This window comes from Paenibacillus sp. MAH-35 (genome assembly GCF_058135425.1).
Map to the genome: position 1 here is coordinate 66,452 of NZ_JBYUPU010000032.1, position 15,037 is coordinate 81,488.

The 15,037-nt window shown below is 51.5% G+C and carries 11 protein-coding genes; 5 read left to right on the plus strand and 6 right to left on the minus strand.

Features of this window, described 5'->3' with window-relative positions; genetic code table 11:
• Positions 1 to 30: 30 nt before the first annotated feature.
• From AC3Y2E_RS25630 to AC3Y2E_RS25655, 6 genes are all read right to left on the minus strand, one after another.
• A complete protein-coding gene (locus AC3Y2E_RS25630) occupies positions 31 to 1,377 on the minus strand; it encodes an ABC transporter substrate-binding protein (protein ID WP_379215501.1) in 1,347 nt (448 codons plus the stop codon).
• Positions 1,378 to 1,448: 71 nt separating this feature from the next.
• Positions 1,449 to 3,326, minus strand: a complete 1,878-nt coding sequence (locus AC3Y2E_RS25635) for a right-handed parallel beta-helix repeat-containing protein (protein WP_379215504.1) — start codon at positions 3,324 to 3,326, stop codon at positions 1,449 to 1,451.
• Between the two features lie 154 nt (positions 3,327 to 3,480).
• On the minus strand, positions 3,481 to 4,476 hold the full coding sequence (locus AC3Y2E_RS25640; protein ID WP_379215506.1) for a LacI family DNA-binding transcriptional regulator: 996 nt from the start codon (positions 4,474 to 4,476) through the stop codon (positions 3,481 to 3,483).
• A 412-nt stretch (positions 4,477 to 4,888) separates the two neighbouring features.
• A complete protein-coding gene (locus tag AC3Y2E_RS25645) occupies positions 4,889 to 6,778 on the minus strand; it encodes an ABC transporter ATP-binding protein (RefSeq protein WP_379215509.1) in 1,890 nt (629 codons plus the stop codon).
• Positions 6,775 to 8,997 (minus strand): ABC transporter ATP-binding protein, encoded by a 2,223-nt coding sequence (locus AC3Y2E_RS25650; protein ID WP_379215511.1) that lies wholly within the window; start codon positions 8,995 to 8,997, stop codon positions 6,775 to 6,777. The genes AC3Y2E_RS25645 and AC3Y2E_RS25650 overlap by 4 nt, the downstream gene beginning before the upstream one ends.
• A 31-nt stretch (positions 8,998 to 9,028) precedes the next feature.
• Complete coding sequence (locus tag AC3Y2E_RS25655) at positions 9,029 to 9,511, minus strand: MarR family winged helix-turn-helix transcriptional regulator (protein ID WP_379215513.1); 483 nt, start codon at positions 9,509 to 9,511, stop codon at positions 9,029 to 9,031.
• A gap of 414 nt (positions 9,512 to 9,925) precedes the next feature.
• Between AC3Y2E_RS25655 and AC3Y2E_RS25660 the strand changes: the two genes are divergently transcribed.
• The 5 genes from AC3Y2E_RS25660 to AC3Y2E_RS25680 all read left to right on the plus strand — a co-directional run bounded on the left by AC3Y2E_RS25660 (position 9,926) and on the right by AC3Y2E_RS25680 (position 14,969).
• Positions 9,926 to 11,623 carry an ABC transporter ATP-binding protein gene (locus AC3Y2E_RS25660; protein WP_379215515.1) on the plus strand — a complete coding sequence of 566 codons (1,698 nt, stop codon included), beginning with the start codon at positions 9,926 to 9,928 and terminating at the stop codon, positions 11,621 to 11,623.
• Positions 11,610 to 13,355: an ABC transporter ATP-binding protein gene (locus AC3Y2E_RS25665; protein ID WP_379215517.1), complete on the plus strand. Its 1,746-nt coding sequence runs from the start codon at positions 11,610 to 11,612 to the stop codon at positions 13,353 to 13,355. The genes AC3Y2E_RS25660 and AC3Y2E_RS25665 overlap by 14 nt, the downstream gene beginning before the upstream one ends.
• A gap of 212 nt (positions 13,356 to 13,567) precedes the next feature.
• The gene (locus AC3Y2E_RS25670) at positions 13,568 to 13,891 is read left to right on the plus strand and encodes a thioredoxin family protein (RefSeq protein WP_379215519.1); all 324 of its coding nucleotides are present in this window, start codon (positions 13,568 to 13,570) and stop codon (positions 13,889 to 13,891) included.
• A 190-nt stretch (positions 13,892 to 14,081) separates the two neighbouring features.
• Complete coding sequence (locus AC3Y2E_RS25675) at positions 14,082 to 14,570, plus strand: NUDIX hydrolase (protein ID WP_379215524.1); 489 nt, start codon at positions 14,082 to 14,084, stop codon at positions 14,568 to 14,570.
• Between the two features lie 204 nt (positions 14,571 to 14,774).
• A complete protein-coding gene (locus AC3Y2E_RS25680) occupies positions 14,775 to 14,969 on the plus strand; it encodes a hypothetical protein (RefSeq protein WP_379215521.1) in 195 nt (64 codons plus the stop codon).
• The last annotated feature ends 68 nt before the right edge of the window (positions 14,970 to 15,037 follow it).

A 15,037-nucleotide genomic window follows, 5' to 3' on the forward strand; every position in this document is an offset into this window, starting at 1 on the left:
TCCTTCCAAGTCTAGATATTCACGTCGGGTTTATCTCGATTTCTCGGCAATTTCTTTGTTCGCTGCTTCTTCCGCTTCGCGAATGGCTGTGTTGACGTCGACTTCACCATTGACTACCCGGGTAAGCGAGGTATTGATATGTTTGAACACGTAGGCCGTATTCGTATGCGGAGCGACCGGTGCGGCGAATTGGCTTTTAAATACGGCTTTAATATTTTTGCCTTTCAGCGATTTCATATTGTTTCCGTACATCTCTTTGATCGATTGGTCGCTGAGTGCGGTGAAGCGGCCGTGGTCGGTAATCAATTTCTGTACGTCGGTTGAGCCGAGTAATTCGATGACCTTGAATGCTTCTTCCTTGTGTTTGCCGAGTGAGGACAGCAGCAGGAAATGGCCTGACGAGGCGACCGTTGTGTTCGGTTTTTCCTTGAAGCTCGGGAATTGGGTGAGATCCCAGTTAAAATCTTGCGGCGTGCCGTACAATTTCTCGAGCGCAGCGATACGGGCGTCGTAACTGATCGCCATCGCAACCTTCTGATCTTTAAGAAAGCCGTTAGTTAACGTCGCTGCCGCATGGGCGTCCTTGTTATTCGGGATATCATTAAACGCTTTGTACATATCGAACAGCTTCTTCCAGCCTTCTTGGGTGGTTATATTCGCTTTGCCTGTTTTCGGATCGACGAGAGGCAGACCGAGCTGTGTAGAGACATCGCCGATCCCTTGGATGAAGGCGCCTTTATACTCGACGCCGTCCATAACACGCGATAGCTTTTTGGCCGTTTCCAGCGCATCGTCCCAGGTCATGCCTTCTTTCGGGTAGGGAACCCCAAACCGGTCGAAGATGTCTTTGTTGTAAAACGTAGCTGTAAAGTTCAAAGAGAACGGCAGTCCGTACAGCTTGCCGTCACCTGAGTACACTTGCGCAGTTTGAAGCGCGGCGGGATCGTATTTCTTCAGATCGATATTGTTTTTGTTGACATACGGATTCAGATCCTCGACCGTCTTCAAATCCCGGTGGTTCGTAATGCGCGGATACGTGCTGAAAATGAGATCCGGGAACTCGCCGGAGGCGATGAAATCTTGAATGCCCGCGTCGGCTTTGCTATTGACAACCAACTCCATGGTGATATGCGGGTATTTGGCTTTGACGGGCGCCGCAATCAAATTTTCGAATTCTTCCTTCGTGATCGTAGCGCCGTCCTGCATCATAATCAGTTTCACCGGTGCCGGCGGTTCGCTCGGCTTCTGGGCGGCGGGAGGAGCGGACGAGCTGCCGCTTCCTCCTGTTTCCGGTGTCGCTGCGCCTCCGCAAGCGGTCAAGACGGCTCCTAACATGCCGAGTGTTGCTATCGTGCTGCATGTTTGTTTCCAGACCATAACAATCATCCCCTTTTTCCACCTATGTAATCGATTTCTATATACGGGTGCAATCGTTCGAATGGATTCGATTATATGCTGAGAGAAACGTTTCCTACTCCGTCAAACCGGTCGTGCGGATGGTCCGGGTCCAGCAAGTAACGCGAAACGTTGCCATTTGCGACAGCGTTGCAATCGATGTCGATTAGAACGCCCTTCATTTTCGGCGATGCGGCCGGTGTGTTGATTTGTTTGTTGTTATCGAAGACGACAAGGGACGAAGCGTCGTACTTCGACAGTTTGACCGAGTTGCCGTGGCTGGCGAATGCGGCGGAAGCGTTATCTTCAAACCAGTTGTTCGTAATGAAGAGGGAGCGGATTTTCAAGCTGGCGTCTGACGTACTGTTGAAAATACCGGCCACGCCGTTGCGAATAAATTTGTTGGCGGTTACCAGCATACCGTCGCTGCTATAGAGGAATAACCCGATCTGCTCATTGTCGACGAACAAGTTGTTGCTGATCAATTCGACGTTCCGGCCTACGATGCGCAGCCCGTACTTCGTATGGGTGAACGTATTGTTGACGACGATGACATTGGTGCAGAGCGGCTGATTTTTCCCGGTCTCGATGTTCAGCCCCGTTCCGATACTATCGTGAATGAGGTTGCCGTCGATTAAAATATGATGCTGATCCGATCCGCCGCAGCTGATTTCGTATTTGCCTGCACTGCGGGTCACTCGGTTATTTCGCAAAATGACATTTTGGCTGCTGCGCGGCCAGGACGGATTCGGCTCCACGTCGATCCCGACCATCGGCTGCGTCCCTTGGATGATCCCGGCTTGATCAATCAGACAATTCGTCATCGTAACCCCGTCCTGCGCGATGAGCGATACGTTGTTGCGGCGGCATTTGGTGACCGTGCAGCAATCGATCAGGATTTGCTTGCTCACCTGTACTTGACGTGTCGGAGTGAACTGATAAATTCCGGTTACGGTAATGCCGTCCGTCATGGCTTCCGTAATGATGCAGTTGCGTACATTCACATTCGTACAGCCTTTGATTTTCAGGCACGTTTGGAAGCTTTCGCCGCTTGCCAATGCGGTCCGGTTCGAGATATTGCCGTTAAGCTGCAGTCCTTCGATCGTCATGTTCGTACAATTTTGCAAATACAACAACGAATAGTTGTCGACGGAAGTGGTGTAGGTACTGTCTTGCTGCTTCGGAATATCGGGTACCCCGGCTTGAATCTTCAAGATCGCATGAGAAGAGAAGATGTGAATGTTCGTTCGGTCGCTAAGCCATAATCCGCCGGTCTCCAAAGCGTAAAAGGCCGCTGCCGGCGGAATGTACAAGGTGCCGCCTTCCGGAGGGATCGCATCGATCGCGGCTTGCAAAGCGGGCGTATCGTTGTTAACGCCGTTACCTTTGGCGCCAAACCAAGTGACGTTATACGTTTTCCCTTCGATATGGCGCTTGAAGCGGGCGCCGCTGGAAGAGACGAGAACTGTGCCCGTGTTGTCGGGAGAAGACGAATCCGTCGGATCGTAACGGAAATGCCCTTCATGACCGGGATCGGTAAGGTAATATTGCTCATTGGGCTGTGGGGGTGTGTAGCTGCGCAGTTGTGAGAGAGTCATCGGGATTACACAATCGCTTGTCCCGGAAGGAGAGGGCGGGGAGCCGCTTACGCCCGTATTCCCGTTGCCGGCGCCGTGATTCGGAATACCGCCTTTGTCGGCATAGGCTGTCGATGGTCCTAAAGCCCCGGCCGGCAGCAGCCCGGCAGCGGTGAGTGACACTCCTGCCGCACCTAGCATGGTAAGCATTTTGCGTCTGCTTACTCGGGTCTTCGTGTGTGCTTCGATCGTAGTGATGCCGTTCGTTGCGGCGGCCGCGGGGAATTGGTGCTGCTCCGGCCGGCTCCGTTCGTGTTTGAAATCCCCCTCATGATTGATGTCCCTCTTGTGCATCGTGATCGCCTCCATAATAGGATGAAGTGGAAATCGATTGCTGCAGGTTCAAGGTTGGTAATCGCTTTCATGAGTAACATTACAATACGATAAGGGGGAATGTCAACGAAAAAGTTTCGTCCGTTATATAAAAGTAACCATAGTTATATTTCCGTTATTGCTTGGTTTGATATAAGGTTTCTTTTCCGAGAAATTCGACTTTGTCGACGTACAGCGTAGTGGCCTGGTCCTCCGTGAGCAGCCCTTCGATCTGTTTCATCATCGCCAGCATCATCTCTTCGGAGTCGATCCGTACGCTGGACAATACAGGCGTACTCGCCGTAATTAAGCTTGTGGCGCCGAATCCAAGCAGGCTGACTTGCTCGGGTACCGCAACGTGATGATCTTTGTGCCATTGCAGTGCAGCGAACTCCACGATCGTATTGCAGCACAATATCGCGGTATACGGCACTTCATATATTCGCAGCCGACGGCACAATTCGTAACCGTCTTCTTCCTTGCATGACTGCACCAGGCTCATATCAGGCGTAATTCCATGATCGATCAAAGCCTGCCGGTAACCACGCAACGTGACTATGTGAACTTGAAGGTCGATTCGCCCGAGAAACAGCGCGATATGTCGATGACCGAGATCGATCAATCTCTTCGTCGCCAAATAAGCCACTTGGGATTGATCGTAAACGATTTGCCGCATGTTGCTGGAGGGGGACGGCGCATGTTCTTCGAACGATTGCACCAAGTACGGGACGGCGACTTGCTCCAAGGCTTGAATCGTCTCCGAGGTGTAAGGTCCCCGCACGATGATGCCGGCCAGATCGGTCGTATGCAAAAAGTGCGTCAATTGCGCGATGGAATCATTTGTCTGCGGTATGTATTTGAATATCAGATCGCACTGCATCCGATCCGCAGCTCGTGAAATAACATCGAGCCGTGACATGAAACGAGGGTCGTCGATTTCCATATTGATAAGCAAAAGACAGAGACGATGGCGCGGTGTCGTATCTTTGTAGCCCAGATCTTTGGCCGCTTGCAGGATACGGTCTCGAGTTTCTTGCGAGATGCTGCTGGATGGCGAATTGTTCAGAACAAGCGAGACGGCGGTACGGGAAATGCCCAGATGATCGGCGATTTGTTTTTTGGTTACGCTCATGCGGGACGCATCCTTTACTTGAAATTTGAATGGACTCTCGAGGTGGCAAATCTGGAACCGGTTGCAGGTAATCTTTGCTTTCCCGCTTATTCCTTGCATCGAATGTATGGCGAGCTGCGGGCGTCAACCGGCTGGCGTCGTGCTGTTAAGTAACGCAATCCCCGACGGACCGAACAGCGCTTCAACAACTGGTGCCATTGGATCTTATTAAGGAATCGAATCCGGAATTACGGCAAGTATAACACGCGTTACTCGGAAAACGCAATCAAGAGGAGGGAGCCGTCCTCGGTTTTCTTTACACATAACTGAAAGAAGATCCCTATATCCGCAGCTGGCAGGAGCAGATCAAATCGATTGTCAGCCTATCCTAACAAGCAAAAGGCTGCCGAAACCGGCAGCCCTTGTCGTTTTATCAGCTTGCTTCTTCCTCGCCCTCGGAAAACTGGCTGTTGTACAAGTTTTCGTAGAAGCCGCCCCGCGCCAGCAGCTCGTCATGCGTGCCTTGCTCGATAATGTCGCCGTCCTTCATGACGAAGATCAGATCGGCATCGCGGATGGTCGACAGACGGTGAGCGATCACGAAGCTGGTGCGACCCTTCATGAGGTTCGCCATCGCTTTCTGGATCAGAATCTCGGTACGGGTATCGACCGAGCTCGTCGCTTCGTCCAGGATCAGAATTTGCGGATTGGACAAAATCGCGCGCGCGATCGTGAGCAGCTGCTTCTGACCTTGCGATACGTTGCTCGCTTCTTCGTTAAGCACCATGTCGTAACCGTCAGGCAGCGTACGGATGAAATGGTCCACCTGAGCGGCCTTCGCCGCCGCGTACAGCTCTTCGTCGGTCGCGTCCAGCTTCCCGTAACGGATATTTTCCTTGATCGTATTGTTGTACAGCCAAGTATCCTGCAGCACCATACCGAACAGCGAGCGCAGATCGTTGCGGGCAAAGTCCCGAATGTCGGTATCGTCGATCAGGATGGCGCCGCTCTGTATATCGTAGAAGCGCATCAGCAGCTTGATGATCGTCGATTTGCCGGCACCGGTAGGGCCGACGATGGCCACCTTCTGCCCGGGCTGAACAAGAGCCGTAAAGTTATTAATGACCGGCTTCTCCGGATTGTAGCCGAAGTGGACGTTGTCAAACCGGACCGCGCCTTTTACTTTGGAAGTGTCCGCAGGCGTTGCCGTATCTGCAGGCTCTTCTTCCTCGGCCAAAAACTCAAATACGCGTTCCGCAGCCGCAACCGTCTGCTGAAGGACGTTCGAGATGTTGGCCACCTGAGCAATAGGTTGGGTAAACTGGCGCATGTATTGGATAAACGCCTGGATATCCCCGACCGAGATTCGTCCGTTCACGGCCAAATATCCGCCTAGAATACAAACGGCAACATACCCGAGATTGCCGATAAACATCATGATCGGCATCATCATCCCGGAGAGAAACTGCGATTTCCATGCGGAATTGTACAGCTTTTCGTTATGTTCGTCGAACTTTTTGAGCGATTCTTCCTCGCCGTTGAATGCCTTCATCACCGTATGGCTGCCGTACATCTCCTCAATATGCCCGTTGACGTGCCCGAGCGACTCTTGTTGGGCCACGAAGTGCTTCTGCGACTTTTTCACGACGAACATAATGAAGATAAAGGACAGCGGCAGAACGAATAACGCGACTAGGGTCATTTGCCAGCTGATCGTAAACATCATGATCATAATACCGACGATGCTCGTAACGGAGGTGATGATCTGAGTCAAGCTTTGGTTCAGACTTTGACTGATGGCATCGACGTCATTCGTAATGTGCGACAATACTTCGCCGTAATTACGTTTATCAAAATATTTAAGGGGCAGCTTATGAATTTTCTCGGATATATCGCGCCTAAGATTATAGGTCACCTTCATCGCAACATTGGACATGATATAACCTTGAATATAAGCAAACAATGCGCTGATCAAATATAACGCAACCAGGATCAGCATAATCCGGCTGACGTAACCGAAATCGATGCCGTCGCCCGTGCCCGTGATCATGGCCATGACGCCTTCGAATACTTTCGTTGTCGCTTCCCCGAGTATTTTAGGGCCGAGAATGTTAAAGATCGTAGATCCGATCGCGAACAAGATGACGAAGAAAACGGCCGTTTTATACTTGCCTAGGTAAGCGATCAGCTTTCGGAACGTTCCTTTAAAGTCTTTCGCTTTCTCGCCGGGCATCATCATTCCCGGTCCGCCGGGTCCCCCGGGTCCGCCGCCCATCGGCCCTTTGTTTCTCGGTTTTCCGAACTTGGAGGCTCGTTCACTCATTGCAATTCCTCCTTCGAAAGCTGGGATGAAGCGATCTCCAGATAGGTCGGGCAATTCTGAAGCAATTCATCGTGGGTACCGATCCCAACGATTTTACCTTCATCCAAGACGATGATTTGGTCGGCATGCCGAATCGTGTTGACACGCTGTGCGACGATCAGAACGGTGCTGTCTCCCGTATATTTCTTCAGGGCTTGTCTGAGAGCCGTATCGGTTTTGTAATCAAGGGCGGAGAAGCTGTCGTCGAAAATATAGATGGGCGACTTCTTCACGAGCGCGCGTGCGATCGACAGACGCTGCTTCTGGCCTCCGGACACGTTGGCGCCGCCTTCCGATATGTTTTTCTCAAATCCGGCCTCATCCTTCTGGATGAAATCGGCGGCTTGGGCAATCTCCGCGGCATGACGCACTTCTTCGTCGGTGGCTTCTTTTTTGCCGTAGCGTAAATTGCTCGCAATCGAGCCGGACATCAACACTCCCTTCTGAGGGACATAACCGATCTGCTCATGAAGATCGTGCTGGGTTACGTCCTTCACGTTCACGCCATTAACGAAAACTTCGCCTGACGTTACGTCGTAGAAGCGAGGGATCAAGTTAATCAGCGTCGACTTGCCCGAACCCGTCGAGCCGATAAAGGCTGTCGTTTCCCCAGGTTTGGCCGTGAACGTGATGTCGTTCAGTACATCCTCCGGGGCATCCTGGTAATGAAAGCAAACGTTGCGGAATTCTACGACACCACGCATATCGGACTGAAACGGCTTCACTTGAACGGGATCTTCAATCGAAGGTTTCGTCGCAAGCACTTCGACGATACGCTGGGCGGATACGGAAGCGCGCGGCACCATAATGAACATCATCGAGATCATCAAGAAGGACATAATAATTTGCATCGCATATTGCATAAATGCCATCATATCTCCGACTTGCATGGCGGATACCGCGATCTGATTTGCACCGACCCATACGATAAGCAGGGTGATCAGGTTCATAATCAGCATCATGATCGGCATCATAAACACCATAACGCGGTTGACGAACAGGTTGGTATTCGTTAAATCCTGGTTAGCCGAATCGAAACGTCTTTTCTCGAAGCTTTGGTTGCTGAAGGCGCGGACGACCGAAAGACCGCTCAAATTTTCTCTCGCAACGAGATTTAATTTATCGATCAGCTTCTGGATGATTTTAAACTTGGGCATCGCGACATAAAAGACGATTCCGATCAATGCAATCAGCAGGGCGACGGCCCAGCCGATAATCCATGTCATGGAGCTGTTCTCTCTCAGCACCATAATGACGCCGCCGACCCCTAATATCGGAGCATAGAACAAGATCCGGATACCCATAATAATGAGCGTCTGAACCTGGGTAATATCGTTGGTCGTACGGGTAATCAGCGAGGAGGTCGAGAACTTGTCAAATTCGTTGTTCGAGAAGCTCTCGATCTTGCTGAACACGTCGCGCCGAAGCTTTTTGGCTATGCCTGCGGCGATCCGCGCCGATAAATATCCGACTCCGATCGTAGCGGCGGCCCCGCCTAATGCGATCAGCAGCATGAAAAATCCCGTCTTCATAATATACTGGTTCTGAATCCGGCCTACGTCCATTCCAAGCTCGCCATACAACAGCTTCACGAAAGCCGTACCCGTCTGAATCTGCATGGCGGGATCCATCTGGTCCGCCGAAGCGATCGCTTCATTCAGCTTTGCGGCGGGAAGCTGCTGAAGTACGGGGTTTAGAGCGTACAGCTCTTTGTAATCGACGTTGGTCATATCCAGCTTCTTGGCCGGAGCTGCTTGATTCCCCGAAGAGGCGGAGAGCTGCTTCGAGATTTCAATGAAGGTTGCGGCGGCTTTGCCGAAGATCGGATTTAATTCGTCGATAACCGTGTCGTTTTTTTCTTTTAAGATATATCCATTTTTGTTTTTCAGCAGGGGATAGGCGTCGGTATACTTGTTATCTCCCGCTTGGACGAGCGTGTAATGTTGATTTACCGTTTGCTTATCCCGCTCCTGCATGAGAGAGGTCATCAGCGTGAAGCCGTCCTCGCTGATCGCATCGGGTACGGCGCTTTCGATTCCGCTTTGCTGAATGCCTGTGTTGACAATGTCGGACATGTAATTCGGCAGATTCAGATCCGAGATCGCTTGACCGAACAACAACGCAATCGACAACACGAGCATCGCGCCGAAGGGCTTTAAATATTTGGCGAGTTTTGCCATGACGGGTTCCTTTCCTTTCTAGTAGGGATGTTTACGTTTGCCGGCTCCGGATATCGCCGATAATCTCATAAAGACGGGTGCAAAGCGAGATAAGCTGTTCGGTTTCCTCATGTCCGAGCCGTCCGACAATTTCGTCCGTAAAGGATAAGAACGCCTTTTTGGCTTTAGCAAGGGCGGCTTCCCCTTCGGAATCGAGCGTGATATAGACAACCCGCCTGTCATTTTTAGTGGTAACCCGCTTTACGTAACCTTTTTGTTCCAGCCCATTGATCATTTGCGAAACTGAGGGCATTGTGATGTGTAAAATCTCGCTTAATTCGGAAACTTTTATCCCCGGGGCAGCGGAATGCTCCTGCTCCTCGGAGCGGTTGCACCGCATCCGGCTATTGATAATTTCCAATACATGAAACTCGCGCTGGGGAATAATATCTTCAAATTGATGCTTCGACGACACGCGTCTAATTTGAGCCATTACCTCGATCAGCCGCTTGCCCTGACTCTTTTCCCGTTCCATCTCGGATCATCCTCCATTTTGAAGCGCCACCTTCTTTTTTCTAGTTTGTTGCTAGACCGTACCGTATGACTTGGATTCTGCTTGGCATATGTTTAGCCAACCTATTTATTAGCTTACCTATTTGTTAGTTTACCTAAATATATAACCGGAGTAAATAGATTTGTTTTTTCATGTACCATTACTACTTGCTATACGGAGCAACACAAAATGGTGAAACTGCCGGATTTATAATTTCTCTAGAGTCCGGCTCCTTTTGTGTAGTATAATCGTAACTGCATTGCCATATATAGGGATTTCATTTAGGCGAATTGTATTGTGCCGAATCGGGAAGAGGAGCGAAAAATGGAAACCAGGGAGACGAAATGGAAGCGCCTCAAAGAGGGGCTCCGATCGTATGTTTGGATACTTGGCTTCATGCGGCCGTATCGGGGGATGCTCCTGTTGCTGGTGAGCTGCGGTCTGCTAATCGGTTTGGGCGAGCTGTCGATTCCGAAAATGATCGGGATTATTATCGATCAGATCATCCCCTCCAAGGATGTTGTCGCGCTTGGCAAACTGCTGTGGATCTTCCTTGCCGTAATCGCCGTCATGTTGACCTTGTCAAGCGTCCGTAATCTGATCGAGCGCCGGATGCGGGAGTATACGTCCCGGGATATTCAGCTGCAATCGTTTCATCAGCTGCGCAGGCTTGGCTATCCTTACTTCGAGAATACGCCGACAGGCGAGATTTTGACCTTGCTTCGTTCGGATGTCGGCACCGTTCAGGAGCTGTACCGGCATCACATCCCGAATCTGATTACCCGGACGATTTTTATTCTCCTGTGTATCGGATTGATGCTTGGCTCGAGCATTACGCTTACTGTATTGTCGTTGTGCGCGTTTCTAATCTACTATTTTATCGGTCCGACGCTGGAAAGAAAAACCGGCATCCATCGCAGAGAAGCGTCGGAGCTGGATAAAAATTACCAGAAGCAAATCTACGATTCCGTCTCCGCAATGACGGAAGTGAAAGCTTACGGCGCAGAAAGATGGGTCTTTCAAGAGATCGATCAGAAATATAAAGCCTACTCGAAGCAATGGTTAAAAATGCTCGCCTATTTATACCGGTCGGAATCGTTCCGGCACTTCTCGCATTATGTCGGCGCAGCGCTGTTGTTTATTGCCGGCAGTTTCGAGATCCGGGAAGGACGAGTCCAGATCGGAGAGTTTATCACATTTCTTCTCTATTATTTTAGCATGATGGGCTTCATGCAAGCTTTGATCGGCTCGATAACGGAACAGAGGCTGCTCCTCGTTCAGGTAGACCGGTTGTACCGGTTTATTCACCTTGTGCCCGAGGTGAAGGAAGCGGCGGAGCCTGTCTCGTTAGAAAACGTGCGCGGCGAAATTACGTTTGAGAACGTCTCCTTTGCTTACGGGAGCGGGACGCCTGTGCTGCGTGATTTTAATTTAACGGTTCGTCCGGGTGAAAGAGTCGCGCTGGTAGGCGAAAGCGGGAGCGGCAAAACGACCGTTCTGAAGCTGTTGAGCCGATTTTACGATCCGCTGCAAGGCCGGATTTTGCTGGACGGGGTTCCGATCCGGGAGTTGTCGCTGGGGCAACTGCGGGAATCGATGGGATACGTGTTTCAAGAAACTTATTTATTCGGCAGCTCGGTCAGTGAGAATATCCGGTTCGGAAATCCGCTGTGTGCGGAGGAAGAGATAACGGCCGCTGCCGAACGTGCGGCCGCGCATCCGTTTATCCGGCAGCTTCCGGAAGGGTACGGGACCTGGATCGGCGAGCGTGGCGTGAAGCTGTCGGGCGGGCAGAAGCAGCGCATATCGGTCGCGCGTATGCTGCTCAAAAATCCGCCGATCGTATTGCTGGATGAAGCGACCTCCTCGCTCGATCGCGAGCATGAGCTGGAAATCGTCCGGTCGCTCCGAGCGCTGGAGCAGGCCACCGTCCTGACTGTAGCCCATCGGTTATCCACGATCAGGGATTACGACCGGATTGTCATGATGGATCAGGGATCGATTGTGGAGGTCGGCGACTGGGAGTCGCTTATGAAGCAGCGTGGTTTGTTGTATCAATTGTGGAGGGGGAGTGACGAATATGAAGCAGGCTAACCCCAAGCCGGATGTGAGATGGTATTGGCAATTCGTAGCCCCGTTCCGGAGAAACTATGCGGTGATGCTTCTTCTTATGCTTGCCCAATGTCTAGTCACTCTTGGAGTTACCGGCATTCAAAAGTTTTTTGTCGACGATGTGATTCTTGTTGGCAGGTATGAGCGCTTGCCGGCGCTTATTGCCGTGTTCGTCGTTCTGATAATCTTATTTATGCTTCTATATATCCGGGTCGCCCACTATGTGTTTCTCAATCGGATGGACAGCAAACATTTGATCACCCGAAGTTTGATGGACGCGATTTTACGGCTGCCGCAGGCGGTATTCCAGCAGGAACGCACTTCAACCTATGTGCACCATATGACCCATGATGCGGATTCGATCGCCCAAGTGTTATCCAACCGGATTCCGAGAGGGCTGCAGCATCTGTTTTACGTTTTCTCGATTTTTATGATCTTAAGCCAGATGGGGCCGATGATTGTGATCGTGACCGCAGCCCTTATCGTTTTTTATGTATGGATCGGCAAATATTCCGGACCTATGATCAAACGAATCAGCCGGGAGGTCAACGATGAACGGATTCAGCTCGGTGTCGTCATCGAGGAAGGCATCTCCTCAACCCGCGAAGTGATCTCGTACAACCGGCAGCAGTGGGAGATGGACAAGTATCATTCCGGCTTTGCGCGTTATTTCCGCAAAGTGATGGAGGAAGGACGAAAGAGCAACCTGCAGCTGTTCATGACCGAGCCGACCAAATGGGGAATTCACGTCGCTGTGCTCGGTTTCGGCGGATATGCGGTGATCCGGGGGGATTTAAGCATCGGCATGTTCCTCGTCGCTTACCAATATATCGCCCAACTGGTCAATTCCTTCCAGAACTTGTTCAATTTCAGCATGGATCTGACGCGCGGCGTGGCATCGGCGGACCGGTTAAAGACGATCATGCGGCAAGCCGAGTCGCATTCGGGCACCCTTCGCTTGGGCGGGCCGGTCAACCATATCCGCTTTCAACAAATCCATTTTACGTATCCATCGCAAACGACCCCTGTATTCGAAGGGTTGTCTATGGATATTCCGGCCGGTCACAAAATCGCCCTGGTCGGCGTAAGCGGAGGGGGGAAATCGACCTTGCTGCAGATGCTGCTCCGAACGATCTCTCCCCAGCAAGGACAAGTCTTCATCAATCAGCAACCTCTGGAACAGCTGGCTGCGGATGACTGGAACCGGCGCTTGGCGATCGTGCTGCAGGAGCCTTATTTTTTCCCGGATACGGTACGGAGAAATGTAACGTTCGGCATGGACATAACCGAACAAGAGATGATCGATGCTTGCCGGAAAGCCCAAATTCATGAAACGATCATCCGCATGACGGACGGTTATGACAGCGTTCTCGGGGAACGGGGGATCACAATGTCAGGCGGGCAGCGGCAACGACTGGCGCTTGCTCGCGCCATGCTGCGCAATCCGGAAATTCTCGTGCTGGACGAAGCGACGTCAGCGCTTGATCTGGAGACGGAGCGACGGGTGATGCAGGCGCTGGATCAGGACCGTCAAGGCAAAACGACGATCTTAATCGCCCATCGGTTATCCACGATCAAAAATGCGGATCTCATCTATTTTTTGGCCGGAGGGCAAATGGAACATTGCGGTTCCTATGAAGAGCTGTACAGCCGCTCTTCTGCATTCCGGCGATTGGCCGAGCTGGACGAGGAGCAGCTGATCTCCAGTTCTTAAAGTTCCGGGGGAGCGTGGAAGTCCATCATCGATCGGTGAATCCGCCGTATTAGACCATTCATTTTTTGAAAAAATGTGTGCTTGCATGTATTGACTCTGACATTAATGTAAGGGTTTATGATGGACCTACCGGTTGGGAGAACGACCGGGGCTATAAGAACCGGGCTTATGAACCACTCGCAACTGCAGCTACCCAACAGGAGGAATGACCGATGAGTTTGTATGCTGTTGACGATACGACATTTCGAGGGATGATCCGCCAGCAGGGGGTGACGCTCGTCGAATTTGGAGCGGTGTGGTGTCCGCCATGCAAAGTGCTTTTGCCGATCCTGGGCGATCTGGCGAGCGAATACGGGGAACGGCTGTCGGTGTTGAAAGTGGACTGCGACGACTCCCCGACCCTCGCTTCCGAATACGGAATTATGTCGATGCCGACCGTTATCGTATTTCACAACGGAGTACCGGTGGAGAAGCTGGTCGGACTCCGGCCCAAAAGTGTGTATGCTGCGCTGGTTACGAAGTACGCAAGTTTATGAGCCGTCGCCCGCAGACCGGGTTAGAGGGAAAGTGACGGATGGAGAAATGCTTCCTAGTCTGGAGCAGCCGCCGGGAAGGATTTTTTACGGATACCGAGAATTGTAGTATTTGGAAGAGTCGATATCCATAAGTTGCCTATACGTTGGATCGAACATGACTTCGAATGAGGAGAGGTTGCCGTTGTTTTATGTGAATTCCCGCGCCATCATCGAGCGCGAACGCGATGGCACAACCGAGATCATCATCCAGACGCGCAACAAGCCGAACCAACCGAAACAGCTGGAGCTTCCGGGAGGCGGCGTGGAGCAGTTCGAGTCGCTGACAAGCGCGCTGCGCCGCGAAGTGAAGGAAGAAACCGGCCTCGATGTCGTGTGGATTGAAGGGGAAGATACGCGGATCGATACGGTCGGGATCAATCCGAATGTCGTCGTCGAATGTATCCGGCCTTTCACAGCATACCAGACGATTAAAGGCGGAATCGACTCGGTCGGGTATTACTTTCTATGCAGAGCGGAAGGCGAACTGCTTCCCGAAGGCGATTGCGCGCAAAATCCCCGATGGGTCACCGTAGACGAGCTCGCCGAACTTATTCGCAGCGATCCGCTGCAGTTTATTAATATCGATTGTGCCGCGATCACGTTTTATTTGAAGCACCGTATCCAATCGCCGGGATTTTAATCGGGACCGGTCTCTCCGGACAGGCGTGTAGCATGTATAAAACGACACAAGTCTTTTTCCTTGCGGGAAAAGGCTTTTTTTGCGTTTCGCAAAAAGGGTGTGCTTAAGCAAAAAGTGAAGCTTACCGCGATGGAGCCGTTTTGGTACATTGGAACCGGACAAAGTTCCGATCAGATCCGAGCCAATTCATGAGGAGGGTACACGATGAAACAAAAAAAGATAATGGCGGCCGCAGTGAAGGCAACGGCCGCTGCATGGCTAGCGATGTCCTTGATTGTATCCGGCTGTTCGAAAAACGAAGGAGATCCGACGGGAGAAGCTGGCGGAGGTGCGGCGAAAGGTAAGCGTCAAACTGTCCCCACCTTCAAACGGATTGAATCCCATGAGAAAATGAGGTAACCGAGAACGCAAGGAGGTTGCCCCATTTGGCAAATGAACATCTTCGACAGCAATGGGTCACACGCATC

What these genes read in the sequence shown, in the direction of transcription:
- AC3Y2E_RS25630 (WP_379215501.1), bottom strand. Translation starts at nt 1,377, where the DNA reads ATGGTCTGGAAACAAACATGCAGCACGATAGCAACACTCGGCATGTTA.
- AC3Y2E_RS25635 (WP_379215504.1), bottom strand. Translation starts at nt 3,326, where the DNA reads ATGCACAAGAGGGACATCAATCATGAGGGGGATTTCAAACACGAACGG.
- AC3Y2E_RS25640 (WP_379215506.1), bottom strand. Translation starts at nt 4,476, where the DNA reads ATGAGCGTAACCAAAAAACAAATCGCCGATCATCTGGGCATTTCCCGT.
- AC3Y2E_RS25645 (WP_379215509.1), bottom strand. Translation starts at nt 6,778, where the DNA reads ATGAGTGAACGAGCCTCCAAGTTCGGAAAACCGAGAAACAAAGGGCCG.
- AC3Y2E_RS25650 (WP_379215511.1), bottom strand. Translation starts at nt 8,997, where the DNA reads ATGGCAAAACTCGCCAAATATTTAAAGCCCTTCGGCGCGATGCTCGTG.
- AC3Y2E_RS25655 (WP_379215513.1), bottom strand. Translation starts at nt 9,511, where the DNA reads ATGGAACGGGAAAAGAGTCAGGGCAAGCGGCTGATCGAGGTAATGGCT.
- AC3Y2E_RS25660 (WP_379215515.1), top strand. Translation starts at nt 9,926, where the DNA reads ATGCGGCCGTATCGGGGGATGCTCCTGTTGCTGGTGAGCTGCGGTCTG.
- AC3Y2E_RS25665 (WP_379215517.1), top strand. Translation starts at nt 11,610, where the DNA reads ATGAAGCAGGCTAACCCCAAGCCGGATGTGAGATGGTATTGGCAATTC.
- AC3Y2E_RS25670 (WP_379215519.1), top strand. Translation starts at nt 13,568, where the DNA reads ATGAGTTTGTATGCTGTTGACGATACGACATTTCGAGGGATGATCCGC.
- AC3Y2E_RS25680 (WP_379215521.1), top strand. Translation starts at nt 14,775, where the DNA reads ATGAAACAAAAAAAGATAATGGCGGCCGCAGTGAAGGCAACGGCCGCT.